Origin of the sequence: Vibrio fujianensis (assembly GCF_002749895.1) — a bacterium.
GTDB classification, from domain to species: Bacteria; Pseudomonadota; Gammaproteobacteria; order Enterobacterales; family Vibrionaceae; genus Vibrio; species Vibrio fujianensis.
This window is the reverse complement of record NZ_NBUS01000043.1, coordinates 265,707-280,589: the sequence shown is the minus strand read 5'-3', so window position 1 is coordinate 280,589 and position 14,883 is coordinate 265,707. Positions and strand designations below refer to the sequence as shown.

Below are 14,883 nucleotides of genomic sequence, written 5' to 3'. Positions count from 1 at the left end.
GAAAACAAGCATCCAAACCAGAGAAGCTCATCAATAAACAAGCCGCTCCACAGGTAAATGGCGTCGTTTGTACATAAAGCGGCATCGGGAGCAAAACTTTCGGCCCGTGTGGAATTAAGCGCTTTTGCATCCGGCGTCCATCACATAAATCATCATAATAATGGATCAAACATTTCAAGGTTTGATAACCCATTCTTTCATACAATTTTATCGCGGGTATATTGTCTTCACGCACTTCTAGCCGTAATGTAGTAAAGCCTTGATCAAGAGCGGCACGCTCGCATTGCTCAACCAGCATTTGAGCAATCCTCCGGCCTCTGAAATCGGGTTTAACGGCAATCGAATACAACCTTGAGAGCTGTGTACCTTGATGAAATAGTAGCAAAGCATAACCAGCTAACTGGTCACCAGAATCGGCGACAAAGAGTACCGAGTGGCTGGAGTGTAAAAAACGCTTCATTTGACGCGGAGAAATTTTGTCTCCCTCAAACAGCTGTTGTTCTAACGCATTAAGCGCAGCGAGATCAGCACTTTTCGCAAGACGAAAGTCCATACGACGTCCTCATTGGATGAAAAAGTGGTTGGTAAGATTGTGTTTCAATCATAGACCTATTGATTTAGGAAGAATATAGCCATGGCAAACCTTTTAATCGTGACCGATCAAGCCAGTGATTGGCAACAATATTTCCCTTCAGAACAAGTAGTTAGCGTTGACCAATACCTAGAAGCAGAATGGAAATCGACCCAGCGTAGCGTACAAGTGGTCAATTTATGTCGCGATTACGATTATATGAGTACTGGGTATTACTGCTCTTTATTAGCCGAAGCCCGAGGTCATCGAGTGATTCCGAGGGTGATGGCGATTAATGACATTAACCAACCTTTCTTACTTTCATCTGGATTGGTTAAACTCAATAAGCTATGTAAAAATATTGAGGCAATTCATTGTAAAATCTATTTTGGCCGTACACCAGAAAAAGGGCTAGAGAAACTGGCTCAACGTTTGTTTGAACAATTTATGGTGCCCGTTATAGAACTGGATATGAATAAAATTCACGGTCAATGGCAAATCCATAAGATTGCCCCCTTCCCTTTCCAAGACTTACAAGATAGCGAACAGGATTTTTTTATTGAATCGCTAGAACTTTTCTCGAGCAAAATTTGGCGAAAACCGAAACAAGAAAAAAAATACCGATACGATATCGCTATGTTGGTGGATGAAGAGGAAAAAATGCCCCCCTCCGATGCCTCAGCGTTAAAACATTTCCGCCGAGCCGCCAATCGGTTAGGAATGAACTTAGAACGACTCTCTCCAGACGATCTCTCCCGACTTGGCGAATTTGATGGGTTATTTATTCGAGCCACCACCAATATTAGTAACTACACCTATCGTTTTGCCAAAACAGCAGAAAAAATGGGATTAATTGTGATGGATGACTCTGAGTCGATCATGAAATGTACTAATAAGGTTTTTTTAACCGAGTTATTACAGCGTAATCACGTTCCTGCACCCAAAAGTGTCATCGTGCAAGGCTTTGATACGCAATGGAAAAGCTACCTGATGGGGCAGCTTGATTTTCCAATGGTGTTAAAAATTCCAGACGGTGCCTTCTCACGAGGCGTAGTCAAAGTACGCGATGAGCAAGAGCTAGAAAAAGAAGCAAATACGTTGTTTAAAAAAAGTGCCTTGATTTTAGCTCAAGCCTTTATGCCGACTGATTTTGATTGGCGAATCGGGGTTATAAATCGCCAGGCGATTTATGCTTGTAAATATATGATGAGCCGTGGCCATTGGCAGATTTATCAACACCATAGTAGTGGCAGAGTCTCTTCTGGTGGCTTCGAAACACTGGACTTAAAACAAGTACCAAAACCAGTTGTCGACATTGCGGTCAAGGCGGCAAACCTGATCGGTAGCGGATTCTATGGTGTCGACCTTAAAGAGATTGATGGCCAAGTGTATGTGATTGAGGTGAACGACAACCCCAGTATTGATCATCACGTTGAAGATGCTTTTCTTGGTGAGTTACTGTACGACCGAATCATGACTGAGTTTTTACGTCGTATTCAGATGCGTGGCTTTTAAACGTCTTATCTCACCGCTGAAGGCTTGGAGTTGCAACCACTCGGGTAACTTCAAGTTAAACTGAGATAATCATGTTTAACATAACCATGTTTGATATAACCATGTTTGATATAACCATGTTTGACTCTGACCCAAGGACTCCTTTATAAAAGTACTTGGGTTTATTTTTACAAAAGGAAAGAGAGATGGATGATCTTATCGCTCACTGGGAATTCAGTCCTCATCCGATATCGTGTTCCCGACAGATGCCTCAAGCAATTAAAGCAAATCACTGGTATCACTGCCAACGCGATAAAGAAGGGCTGCGCAGCTGGTTACTCGATAATACCATTCCACCTTCTATCGTCGACAGTTTACTGGCCGAAGACACCCGCCCATTATTTGAACAGTATGATGAGCAAAACTTTTTACTGATTTTACGCGGAATCAATCTCAATAAACACGCCGATCCTTCCGATATGATAAGTATTCGTATGCTCTATTATCAAGGCGCTTTGATCACCAGCAGGAAAATTCCATCAAAAACCCTTACTGAAATACATGACTTATTAACCAAGGGAAATGGCCCTAAAAACCTCGCCGACCTAATCCTATCCATTATTGATGGGCTGAACAAAAATATTGATGATTACCTCGATTCAGTAGAAGAGAAGATCACCTTATTTGATGACGAAACAGAACTAAGCCTCCCACTGATCGAAACCCATAAAGCTTTACTGAAAATAAAACGCTTTATTAAACCTCAACAATACGCTATCGATGATTATCAATCCTCAAGCAGTTTACTCGCAACCACAAAACAGCTACGTTTGCGTCATAGTGTCAATACCATCATTCGTATCAATGAAACATTAGACTTTTTTCTGAGTGAACTCGAAATTATCAAGGGTGAACTTCGTCAATATCACGCAGAAAGAATGAATCAAAATACTTACCTTTTTTCAGTTATTGCCGCTATTTTTTTACCCACTAGCTTTTTAACTGGCTTGCTAGGCGTCAATGTGGGGGGAATACCTGGAACAGAATCACCGTTCGCATTTGCATTATTTTGTGGCAGTTTAGTCGCCATTTTCATTCTAGAATTTTGGATTTTACGTCGTTTACGGTTTCTAACAAATCAGTGAGTTACCACAGAATAGGTTTGCTGATTTCGGGAGAACCATGCCTGCCATGCAAGGATCGTTGTTCATTGATTGAATAAGTAGACCCATTGGTATCGTCTCACGTGAATAAAGGAATGCCTTATGTGGGAAATATTTAAAACTTTTTTTATTTTAGGCTGGATCTGTTTTGGTGGCCCCGCCGCTCATATTGGCTATTTTCGCCAAACCTTTGTGGCTCAACGTCAGTGGCTAAGCGATCAACAGTACGCTCAACTGGTTGCTTTAAGTCAGTTTTTACCTGGGCCAGGGTCAAGCCAAGTTGGTTTTGCTATTGGTTATCAGCGTGGGGGATTAATCGGTGCCAGTCTTGCTTTTCTTGGCTTTACGCTTCCTTCCATATTTTTAATGCTATTATTAGGCGTCGTTAGTCAACAATGGCTTAACCATCCACTGTTTGATCACCTGATCCACGGTTTAAAATTACTCGCCGTACTGGTGGTCGCCGATGCTACTTGGGGAATGTATCAAAGCTTTTGTCGCCGTAATTTAACTCATAGCCTATGCTTAATCAGTGCGGTCACTTTACTACTCTTTCCTGGAATTTTCTCCCAAATTGGCATATTGATATTTGCCGCTATGGTCGGCATGGGCTGGCTACAAAAACCACACTCATCTTTTAATTCAACTAAATTTAGCCTTAACTGGTGGCCGATGCTACTTTTCGCTGCTCTCTTCATTGGGCTTCCTTGGCTAACTCAGGATCAACCTATCCTAGCCTTATTTGAAACGTTTTTTTATGCTGGCAGCTTAGTGTTTGGTGGTGGGCATGTGGTGATGCCTCTATTGCAAGGTTTACTCGCAGACCAAATCTCTACCGATACGTTTTTAACTGGCTATGCTGCGGCTCAAGCGGTACCTGGGCCAATGTTTACACTCGCAACGTATTTAGGCGGTCATCTATTTCCCGACGCTCCTATTTGGGGATCGCTTATCGCAACCGCTGCCATTTTTCTGCCGGGTTTTTTACTCTTACTGAGTGTATTAAAAAATTGGCAAACATTATCTAACCAGCCCTTAGTTTCTGGTGCACTAAGCGGAGTGAACGCTGCTGTAGTCGGGCTATTACTTGCCGCACTCTATCAACCGGTTTTCATCAGTTCGGTTTTAGTGCCGATAGACGCGGCTTTACTGATTATCGGCTATGGATTATGGAAGATCGCCCGCTGGCCAATTCTTGGCCTCGTTGGTTTTTATCTTCTCTGTGGATTAGGGTTGGCATTAATTGGGTAAAAAGAAGGGAATTTTTGCTGAGTAGATCGGTTAGTTCTCATTTTATCGCCTAAACTAAAATAAGCGACTATACCCAAACAACTTGGCGTTGCAGGTAGGCAGCAAGTGAGTGACAAATTTATCTGGGAAAATTTGAACAGCCGTAGGCTGGCCTTTAGTGAGAGCCACGGATGGTTCTCATAATCTCCATGAAGATAGGCAAGCTATGTAATTGGGGTGAACGAACGTAGCCCCCCTGCAGCTTCAAGTAGGAAGGGTATACCCCTAGTTGAACGGCATAAAATAGAAAATAATCGCACCAACAAGAAGGATGGCACCGATATGGAGAATAACGATTTACATGACTTCTTTGCTATTGCTGGAACGTTAAATCATCAATTGTCTCATATTCATCAGCGGATCATCACCCACGATCCAATGATTGCACGCCTTTCTTTTGCGCTATACGATGCCGAGCATGATGAATTAAAAACATACGCGGGTAGCACATTAAACGGCCTTGAACTCGCCCATTACTCTTGCGTTTTGAATGACTTACCTTCACTAAGGCAGTGTATCGAATCCGGAGAAGTTCGTTATATTAATGACCTACCGCACGAACTCAATTCGACCCATCCGCATAACCGTTGGTTAATCGCACAAGGTTTTCAGTCCTCTTTGGCCTTACCTGTTTATCACGCGCAAACCTTTATTGGGTTTATCTTTCTTAATTCTTGTGAAAAAAATGCTTTTAATCCGGAAAAATATACCACTCTCAAACCTTTTATTGACATCATTCGTTTTGTCGTTAGCTCTGAATATGATTTAGTCCATTCACTGATCACTGCTGCCACTGAGATAAATGAAAAATCAGTTGAACATTGGCAAGAGTCTAGAGCACACAAAGAGCGGATCAGCCGTTTTGCTCGGGTAATAGCTTTAGAAGTGGCGAGTATTTATCAATTAGATGATGAACTGATCGAACATATTAGCCAATTTTCTAAATGCCATGACATCGGAAAACTGTCAGTTCCAAGCCAACTTTTAAATAAACCGAGCGCTCTAGGTCATGATGAACGAGTGTTATTAAATCAGCATGTAGAGAAGGGCATTGAGATCATTAACCAAATCATTGATAAGATCGGCTCGCCAGAACATCCTAGCGTGTCTATTCTTAAAGAAATTGTGGCTTATCACCATGAGTTTCTTGATGGCAGTGGCTACCCTTATGGATTAACTGAAGAATCCATTCCTATCTCGGCTCGGATTATTGCTGTTGCCAATATTTTTGATGCCTTAACCAATCATCGGCCTTATAAACAAGCGTGGTCGATCCCTTTTGCCTTATTAGAATTAGAGAAAATGGTGAACGCTGGTAAATTAGATAAACATTGCGTTAATGCACTGCGTTATCATCAGGATTATATTAAACGGGTCATTGAAGCTTATCCAGAAGTCGATCCGCAAGATCGATAACTAGGGTCTGTTGTTAAAAAAATAATACTTTTATTTAAATTATAAAAATCGGCCATAGGCAATAAATGTGAGTTAATTCCACTAACATCCTCTGACTCCTGTGCTACATTTATAGTTAATTAACATAAATATAACAAATCAAACATGGAGTTAGAGAATGAACCATCCTAACAAGTTAAGCCAAACAACTTGTGCTCTCCCGCCACCCAATGAAATGATTTTAACTTGGGCACAAACTCGTCCTCACGATGTGTATCTCCGACAAATTATCAATCGCGAATTTGTTGAGTTCACATTTTCTCAAGTCGCTGATAGCGCATTAAGGCTTGTTTCAGCATTGCGAGCTTTAGGCGCGGAACCTGGAGATAAAATAGCATTAATCTCTAAAAACTGTGCTGAATGGTTTATCTGCGATCTAGCGATGATGCTCGGCGATTATGTCAGTGTTCCAATTTTTCCTACAGCAGGCTCTGATACCATTGAATATTGTATCCGTCACAGTGAAAGTAAGATATTAATTGCCGGTAAACTTGATGATGCGAAAGCCACAACCCAAGTATTAGAGGAGATGCCTGATTTACTCAGTATTGCGTTACCCTATCCTTCTGCTCCTCAATGCCAATATCAATATCATGACTTAATAAAGCAACATTTACCCAGTGAAGAACGACCACAACATTACGATGATAAACTGATGTCTTTGGTATACACATCCGGCACATCAGGCTTGCCAAAAGGAGCTATGCTCACCTATGGTGCTTTTTCTTGGTCAGTACAACAATTGATCAACCAGATTGGCATTGAAAAAGAAGATAGGCTGTTTTCCTACCTCCCACTCGCTCATATTACCGAACGAGTTTATGTCTTTGGTACCTCAATTCAAGGCGGTGTCTTAACCGCATTTCCTGAATCCTTAGATACGTTTATTGAAGATGTAAAAATGCAGCGTCCAACGCTATTTATCTCCGTACCTAGGCTATGGACCCTGTTTCAGCAACGTATTCAAGATAAATTGCCACAGAGAAAACTCGATATTTTACTCAAAATTCCGTTAGTAAATAGCTTAATCAAACGAAAATTAGCCGATGGGCTTGGTTTAAACAAAGCTCGGGTACTCGGTTGTGGTTCAGCCCCCGTCTCGCCTGCATTACTTAAGTGGTATCACAGTGTTGGACTCAGTATCACTGAAGCTTGGGGGATGACAGAGTCTTTTGCTTATAGCACACTTAATTATCCTTTTAGAGCCGATAAAATAGGCACGGTTGGTCACTCCGGCCCAGGTATTCGTCTAAAAATTACCGATGAAGGAGAAATACTGGTGCATAGCAAAGGAGTGTTCTCTGGATACTACAAAAATGATACCGCGACGAAGGAAGCATTTGATAGTGACGGTTGGCTACACACGGGTGATAAAGGAAATATTGATGCTGATGGCTACTTAACTATCCAAGGCCGAATTAAAGATACCTTTAAAACAGCAAAAGGAAAATTTGTCTCTCCAGTACCGATTGAAAATAAACTCTTTGAATACAGCCGGGTAGAAATGCTCTGTTTGATCGGTCTTGGTTTACCAGCCCCCATTTTACTCGTTGTGCCTCACAACTTTCCTCATTTTGATAAAGCTCGCTATGAAAGAAGCACAAAAAAAGTGATCGATAAAATCAATGCGCAACTTGAGTCTCATGAACAGATAAAAGGGGTGTTGATGATTAAAGATCCTTGGAGTATTGATAATGGTATTCTGACGCCAACTTTAAAAATAAAACGGCACGTATTAGAACAAAAATATCATGAAGTCGGACAAAACTGGCCAAAAGATCAATTGATCGTCTGGGAAAAATAACGTGCAAACGAGAAACTAATAATCTTATTGTTGGCTCGATAATAAAGCAGAAATTTAGGTTTAGCATCGAATAACAAAATCAGCTCCATAAAAAATCCCCATCAGCTTTACTGATGGGGCTTTTTAAGCATCTAAATTAAAGAATTACTTCTTCTCTTTTTTCGCTTTAACGTCAGCAATCACGGCTTCAGCAACGTTAGCTGGACATGGTGCGTAGTGTGAGAACTCCATAGAGAACTGACCACGACCAGATGTCATTGTACGTAGCGTACCGATATAACCAAACATTTCAGATAGTGGAACGTCAGCTTTAACACGAACGCCAGTTACACCCGCTTCTTGGTCTTTGATCATACCGCGACGACGGTTTAAGTCACCGATAACGTCACCGACGTGATCGTCTGGAGTAAACACGTCAACTTTCATGATAGGCTCAAGAAGTTGTGGGCCCGCTTTAGGCATAGATTGACGGAATGCACCTTTCGCCGCGATTTCAAATGCGATTGCAGATGAGTCCACTGCGTGGAAGCCACCATCAAATAGTTCAACTTCAACGTCCAGAGTTGGGAAGCCAGCAAGAACACCCTCTTGCATCATGCCTGCAAAACCTTTTTCGATTGCTGGCCAGAATTCCTTAGGAACGTTACCACCAACAACCGTTGATTTGAAAGTGAAACCAGAATTTAGTTCACCAGGCTTGATACGGTAATCAATCTTACCGAACTGACCAGAACCACCAGACTGTTTCTTGTGTGTGTAGCTATCTTCAACCGCTTTGGTGATTGTCTCACGATAAGCAACTTGCGGTGCACCGACTTCTAGCTCAACACCATAAGTACGTTTCAGGATATCAACTTTGATATCTAGGTGAAGTTCACCCATACCTTTAAGGATGGTTTCGCCTGAATCTTCGTCAGTTTCAACTTGGAATGATGGATCTTCTGCAACCATTTTACCGATCGCAATACCCATTTTCTCTGAACCATTTTTATCTTTAGGCTTAACCGCGATAGAGATAACTGGATCTGGGAAGATCATTGGTTCTAGCGTACATTCGTGCTTTGGATCACAAAGAGTGTGACCAGTTTGAACGTTCTTCATGCCAACAACAGCGATGATGTCACCCGCTTGCGCAGAATCAATTTCGTTACGTTGGTCAGCGTGCATTTCAACCATACGGCCGATACGTTCAGTTTTACCTGTAGCACTGTTAAGAATGGTGTCGCCTTTTTTCATCTTACCTGAGTAGATACGGATAAAGGTCAAGGCACCAAAACGGTCATCCATGATCTTAAACGCAAGCGCGCGTAGTGGCTCATCAGCAGAGACTGTCGCAACTTTACCTGTTGCTTCACCCGTTTCAGGATCAGTCAGAGGCTGAGGATCAACTTCAGTTGGCGATGGTAGGTAATCAACAACTGCATCTAGGATAAGCTGCATACCTTTGTTTTTGTAAGCAGAACCACAGTAAGTTGGGAAGAATGCTAGATCACGAGTACCTTTACGAATACAACGTTTGATGTCTTCTAGAGAAGGTTCTTCACCTTCCATGTAAGCCATCATGAGTTCATCATCCATCTCAACAGCAGTTTCAATCAACAGCTCACGGTATTCAGCCGCTTTCTCAACCATATCAGCTGGAATATCAGTAACTTCGTAGTTTTCTGGTAAGCCTGAATCATCCCAAATGTATGCTTTTTGGCTCAGTACATCGACTACGCCTTTGAAATCGTCTTCGATACCGATAGGTAGAGTCATCACAAGTGGTGTAGCGCCAAGAACATTCTTCACTTGATCAACGACACGGTAGAAATCTGCACCCATACGGTCCAGTTTATTGACGAAAATAATCCGTGATACGTGTGAGTCATCAGCATAACGCCAGTTGGTTTCTGATTGAGGTTCAACACCACCAGAACCACAGAATACACCGATACCACCGTCAAGAACTTTCAAAGAACGATAAACTTCAATAGTGAAGTCTACGTGTCCAGGAGTATCGATGATGTTTAGGCGGTGATCTTTCCAGAAACAAGTAGTCGCAGCCGACTGGATAGTAATACCACGTTCAGCTTCCTGTTCCATAAAGTCAGTGGTGGTCGTACCGTCGTGACTGTCACCCATTTTATGGATTTTACCAGTTAGCTTTAGGATACGCTCGGTAGAGGTAGTTTTCCCCGCATCTACGTGAGCAAAAATACCAATGTTTCTGTATTTTGATAAGTCGGTCATTGTCTTACTCTGTTAATAAGGTATAAAGTGCGCGCAGAGTATATCACAATCTGTCAAGACTGATAGCCCTGCTTACGCTTGCTGAAAAAAAATAGTTAATGATTGTCTATTGCTGATGAAATATAGGTGATAGCGGCGAAAGACGCGAGTAAAGATCGGTGAAATTTACTTCGCCATCACACACCACCATTAAGAAAATCCTGCTGATTGGTCGTGTAGCCCAGATTTAAAGTTCATCAAAAGCACTAATCGCTTCCGATAACTTTCTCACGCCATGTATCTGCATACCAGTAATTCCATTTTTGGGCATGTTAGCAATAGGCACAATTGCTTTCGTAAAACCATGTTTAAAAGCCTCATTAAGCCGCTCTTGTCCGCTTGGAACAGGACGTATTTCACCAGCCAAGCCAACTTCACCGAACACGACCACATCTTTAGGTAAAGGCTTATCCCGAAAACTCGATAGCAAGGCCATCAGTAAGGCAAGGTCAGCACTGGTTTCTGTCACCTTCACCCCACCAACAACATTTACAAACACGTCCTGATCGGCCATTTGTAAGCCACCATGTTTATGTAATACCGCTAACAAGAGTGACAGCCGGTTTTGCTCTAAGCCAACCGCGACTCGTCTAGGATTTGCTAACTGGGAATAATCCACCAATGCTTGAATTTCAACCAATAGTGGGCGAGTTCCTTCCCAAACCACCATGACAGAACTCCCTGAGGTTGCTTCTTCTCCGCGAGATAAAAAGATTGCTGAAGGATTGCTCACTTCTCGCAAGCCTTGCCCTGTCATAGCAAACACGCCCAGCTCATTAACCGCCCCAAAGCGGTTTTTATGACTTCGCAAAGTTCGAAAACGGCTATCAGCACCACCATCAAGAAGCACAGAGCAATCGATAATGTGCTCCAGTACTTTTGGACCTGCCAGAGTACCATCTTTGGTAACATGGCCAACAATAAACACCGCGACATTATTTTGTTTCGCGTAACGTGTCAAGGCTGTTGCCGACTCTCGAACTTGAGCAACACTGCCAGGAGAAGACTGAACATCAGCGACATGCATCACTTGGATTGAATCAATCACCATGATGCGAGGTTGCTCTTTTTCGGCGATCTGACAAACGCGATCAACATTGGTTTCAGAGAGCATTTTTAAATGCTCCTTCGGTAATCCAAGCCGAGCTGCGCGCATCGCGACTTGTTGTAATGACTCCTCTCCTGTCACGTATAACGTGGGCATCTGAGCAGAAAGCAAACACATGGTTTGTAGTAGCAATGTTGACTTACCGGCTCCAGGATTTCCGCCGATTAAAATGGCCGCTCCGGGTACAACGCCACCACCTAAAACTCGATCAAACTCTTTAAAACCACTACTAAAGCGGGGAACTTCCTGAAGATCAATCTCCGATAGAGTTTGTACTTGTGTTTCCGCCGCACCGCCTGCATACCCCATCAAGCGCTCATGACGAGCCACCTGAGGAGAAGCCGCTAAGCGTACTTCAGAAATGGTATTCCAGGCCCCACATGCATTACACTGCCCCTGCCAGCGTGGAAAATCTGCCCCACATTCGTTACACACATAAGCGCGTTTCGCTTTTGCCATGAATCCTCAAAACTTATCTGAACTGTGAACTAAAAGGTTTATGAAAAAGTTAAATCACTGCACTATAGACTAACATCATAGTTATGTTACTCACATAAACCTCTAAAGATTAAAGCAGTAACGCCGATAAATCAGTAGCGGCTCACTCTAACAGAGATTCACTTTACTAGAAACGTATGCAGCAATCCGAAATCCTCTCTTTCGCTGAACAACTCATTCCGGTGTACCACTCACCCGATTTTGAGTACCTACTATCTCAGATAACAGATGGTCAACCTCCTTCTGTCAAACTTTTAGTTAAGATGGAGCTCAACAGAGTAATGGCTCCTTGTTCAAAAATCATCGACTTACGAGGAAAAGTGCAGGGAGAGTGCCGAGAATATGATTTAGATGGCCGTAAACATTGGCTTGATGATGTTGCGTTTAATGCTTACCACAAAGGCATTAAAAAGTTTGGTGGCTATACGGAAGGCGTTTGGGAAAACCTCTACAATACGCATAATAATTTCCGAGTGATGAAACAACGGAATGACGGATCAAAATCCTCATCCGCCACTAGTGCCTCTTTTCAGGTCGAAGCAATAACACTTGGTTACGACCTACAACGGCAAGAAAATCGTTTAAAGCTAGCTACACAGGTTCAAATAACCCTCAATGATCAGTTTCTGCATGGTATCAGCGTTGACTTATCGGCCTCTGGGGGGAAATTTAAAGTTCCAGCGGCATTTAACTACAAACTAGGCCAAGTGATTCAAGTTCGTTTTAGCGAACTTGAAAAAACGTTAACCATACCCGGCATAACCGAAACGGTAGAGTATCGAATTCTGGCTATTGATGACTCTTATGATAATGACGCCGTCAAGTTTCTACGAACGTTAAAGCTGACCGAAACAACTCTTGTTGAAAATATCATTAATGAGGTTTTAGCCAGCAATCATCAAAAAGCTCGTCACGACAATCAAGATAAAATTATTCGAGCCCGAACAAGGGGATACGAACATACTTATCTTAAGCACACCTGTAACCTCCCCCTCTTTTTTAGTGGTAATGATTTAAAACTGGTACTTCTAACAGAGCATAATCAACCGACATGGCAATATTGGCATGACGAACGTAACCAACAAATGCTAGGCAGTGTTTTTAATCGCTCTCGGATGTCCTTACTCACCCAACCTGGGGTTGCCGATAGCGGAAACGTACTGTATGCGTTTAAACATCAACACCAAGATAAAACCTTATTTTTTTCGATGATGATGCCCGAGGCGCACCCCGCTCATCGAAAACTATTTTGGCATGTTGGGGCCAAAAAGGAGAGTTGGAAGGCGTTTCAGCTCACCATGTTTGAACTCTCCAATCAAGAACGCCAAGAGCTAGCACTACATGCCAAAGAACTGGCTGAACATTCAAATCAACTGACGCACTGCGGAATACTACAAGAGATTGCTGATGCCAGTGCAGCAACCGATTATTTACTGGTTGAAAAGCCTAAACTCGCTGCCAATGAATTAAATGCATTTCGCCACACACGTCAAGTGGTTGGTAAACCGATGGGAATCTACTTTGATGCTCGCTCACGACGTAAAGAACCGAGGTACCGTTTTCGTACCCCATTGCAATTAAAAATGCAAAAACAGGTGATTGCCGAAGGCGTTACGGTTGATCTCTCTAAACGAGGCTTAAGCATTATTCTTGATAAACCGGTCGCGCTTAAAGCGGGCGACAAAGTTCAGATTAACTACCATGAACTTAAGCTGTATGACTCCAACTTACCGCTCGATGCTCTTCCCTATCAGGTCATTCGTATTGGTCCAGAAGGACGACGCTTACAACTCATGATTGAGGAAAATTCGGCAACAATGAAAAGCATCGCCTTTTTTAATAGTATTATCGAACATAATCAAGATAAGTTGCTGCCGCAAAAAGAACAATTACCAAGCCCCGCTCTCCTTGAAGGGCTACATAATATCTTGCTCGATAAAATGGTCAGTTCTCCGATATTTGTCGATAAAGTCGGCGTTAACCTAAGACCTAAAGTCATTGGTGTTAACTACCCACTCCCCCCTCACCTGACCTTGCTCGCCAAACTTGGAGAGAGTGATCATTTGTCTCTTGAACCTATTTTTAAAGGCCATACCAACACATTACTTGCCTCACCAATGCGCCGAATCGAGAAAGCAGAAGCTCATTATCATGAAGTGTATATCGCAGCGGTTAAATTTGCCGACCGTATTCAATCCGTTGAGTCTCGTCTGTTGCATGAGTTTGATTCACTAAAAGAACGAGTTGAATTTATCCGCAAAGGTAAAGAAATGGGAGAACTTTACGTTCTTCGAATTTGTGCAGCTCCTGTTTTTGATCCGTTCACGACTTTATTACAAAGTGATCTCAATGAGCTGGCTTTAATTAATTTAAGCCAAGCAAAAAATTTGGAAAAAGAGATCGGTTCGATCGTGGGTTATGGAGAGCTTGCTGATATAACAGAAGAGGTTTTGACTCGTTTAGAAATCAAGCCATAACACCTCTTCTGTTTTTATCATAACGAGCTTCTCTCTGTGCTCGTTATGATTTTTTAATCAGTATCGATGGATGGCTGCGCTTTCCAACTGACTTTTTGCTGTTTTACTAAGCCCGCAGACAAAATACACAGCACTCCTCCCAAATTACTATGGCGTATCGCTGTTTGAGCTTGTGCCTCCACTTTCGGTTTGGCATGGTAGGCAATTCCAAGCCCAGCCGTTTTCATCATCAACAAATCATTCGCACCATCACCAACAGCAACCGTGTTATGCTGCTCAAGAGCAAATGTCTCGGTAAGCTCAAGTAAAATATCGGCTTTGGTTTGAGCGCCAACCACCTGACCAATGACTTGACCTGTCAGTTTTCCATCGACGATTTCCAACTGATTTGATTGTGCATAATCAAAGCCAAGTTGCTGCTGGAGGTGATCGGAAAAATAGGTAAAACCACCGGAAGCAATTGCCGTTTTCCAGCCTAATTGTTGTAGTGTGTGAATCAATTCGGGCAGTTCTGGCATTAAAGGGAGATGATCACGCACGGAGGCTAAAATAGCCGCGTCAGCCCCACGTAACTTGCCAACCCGTTGCCGTAAACTTTGTTCAAAATCCAGCTCTCCCTGCATTGCTCGTTCCGTCACTTGCGCCACTTCATCACCGACGCCGGCCAGTTTAGCAATTTCATCAATGCACTCTATTTGAATCGCGGTTGAATCCATATCAAAAACGATCAAGCCGGGTTTAGAAAGATCGGG

At 42.6% G+C, this 14,883-nt stretch carries 10 protein-coding genes; 6 read left to right on the top strand and 4 right to left on the bottom strand.

Annotated features, from left to right (window positions below):
- Positions 1-553, bottom strand: a 553-nt coding sequence (locus B7C60_RS19090) for a GNAT family N-acetyltransferase (protein WP_245869294.1), incomplete at its 3' end; no start/stop codon positions are given.
- 81 nt (positions 554-634) lie between these two features.
- On the opposite strand from B7C60_RS19090, the gene B7C60_RS12090 reads away from it, so the two are divergent.
- The 5 genes from B7C60_RS12090 (at position 635) to B7C60_RS12070 (ending at position 7,777) form a co-directional block, all read left to right on the top strand.
- Entirely contained in the window at positions 635-2,086 is a 1,452-nt protein-coding gene (locus tag B7C60_RS12090; protein ID WP_099611865.1) for a RimK family protein, read from the top strand.
- A gap of 185 nt (positions 2,087-2,271) precedes the next feature.
- Positions 2,272-3,210 (top strand): zinc transporter ZntB, encoded by a 939-nt coding sequence (locus B7C60_RS12085; protein ID WP_099611864.1) that lies wholly within the window; start codon positions 2,272-2,274, stop codon positions 3,208-3,210.
- Between the two features lie 120 nt (positions 3,211-3,330).
- The gene (gene chrA, locus B7C60_RS12080; RefSeq protein WP_099611863.1) at positions 3,331-4,479 is read left to right on the top strand and encodes a chromate efflux transporter; all 1,149 of its coding nucleotides are present in this window, start codon (positions 3,331-3,333) and stop codon (positions 4,477-4,479) included.
- 321 nt (positions 4,480-4,800) lie between these two features.
- Positions 4,801-5,934 carry an HD-GYP domain-containing protein gene (locus B7C60_RS12075; RefSeq protein WP_099611862.1) on the top strand — a complete coding sequence of 378 codons (1,134 nt, stop codon included), beginning with the start codon at positions 4,801-4,803 and terminating at the stop codon, positions 5,932-5,934.
- Between the two features lie 157 nt (positions 5,935-6,091).
- Positions 6,092-7,777: an AMP-binding protein gene (locus tag B7C60_RS12070; protein WP_099611861.1), complete on the top strand. Its 1,686-nt coding sequence runs from the start codon at positions 6,092-6,094 to the stop codon at positions 7,775-7,777.
- A gap of 144 nt (positions 7,778-7,921) precedes the next feature.
- Here the strand turns inward: B7C60_RS12070 and fusA are convergent, their stop codons facing one another.
- Positions 7,922-10,009: an elongation factor G gene (fusA, locus tag B7C60_RS12065; RefSeq protein WP_099611860.1), complete on the bottom strand. Its 2,088-nt coding sequence runs from the start codon at positions 10,007-10,009 to the stop codon at positions 7,922-7,924.
- A 226-nt stretch (positions 10,010-10,235) separates the two neighbouring features.
- Positions 10,236-11,615: a DNA repair protein RadA gene (radA, locus tag B7C60_RS12060; protein ID WP_099611859.1), complete on the bottom strand. Its 1,380-nt coding sequence runs from the start codon at positions 11,613-11,615 to the stop codon at positions 10,236-10,238.
- A gap of 176 nt (positions 11,616-11,791) precedes the next feature.
- Between radA and B7C60_RS12055 the strand changes: the two genes are divergently transcribed.
- Positions 11,792-14,131, top strand: a complete 2,340-nt coding sequence (locus B7C60_RS12055) for a PilZ domain-containing protein (protein ID WP_099611858.1) — start codon at positions 11,792-11,794, stop codon at positions 14,129-14,131.
- Positions 14,132-14,184: 53 nt separating this feature from the next.
- Here the strand turns inward: B7C60_RS12055 and serB are convergent.
- A partial coding sequence (gene serB / locus B7C60_RS12050) for a phosphoserine phosphatase SerB (protein WP_245869292.1) occupies positions 14,185-14,883 on the bottom strand: 699 nt, incomplete at its 5' end.

Excerpts from the sequence above, each read along its gene's own strand:
- chrA (WP_099611863.1), top strand. The coding sequence starts at position 3,331 with ATGTGGGAAATATTTAAAACTTTTTTTATTTTAGGCTGGATCTGTTTT.
- B7C60_RS12075 (WP_099611862.1), top strand. The coding sequence starts at position 4,801 with ATGGAGAATAACGATTTACATGACTTCTTTGCTATTGCTGGAACGTTA.
- B7C60_RS12070 (WP_099611861.1), top strand. The coding sequence starts at position 6,092 with ATGAACCATCCTAACAAGTTAAGCCAAACAACTTGTGCTCTCCCGCCA.
- radA (WP_099611859.1), bottom strand. The coding sequence starts at position 11,615 with ATGGCAAAAGCGAAACGCGCTTATGTGTGTAACGAATGTGGGGCAGAT.
- B7C60_RS12055 (WP_099611858.1), top strand. The coding sequence starts at position 11,792 with ATGCAGCAATCCGAAATCCTCTCTTTCGCTGAACAACTCATTCCGGTG.
- fusA (WP_099611860.1), bottom strand. The coding sequence starts at position 10,009 with ATGACCGACTTATCAAAATACAGAAACATTGGTATTTTTGCTCACGTA.
- B7C60_RS12090 (WP_099611865.1), top strand. The coding sequence starts at position 635 with ATGGCAAACCTTTTAATCGTGACCGATCAAGCCAGTGATTGGCAACAA.
- B7C60_RS12085 (WP_099611864.1), top strand. The coding sequence starts at position 2,272 with ATGGATGATCTTATCGCTCACTGGGAATTCAGTCCTCATCCGATATCG.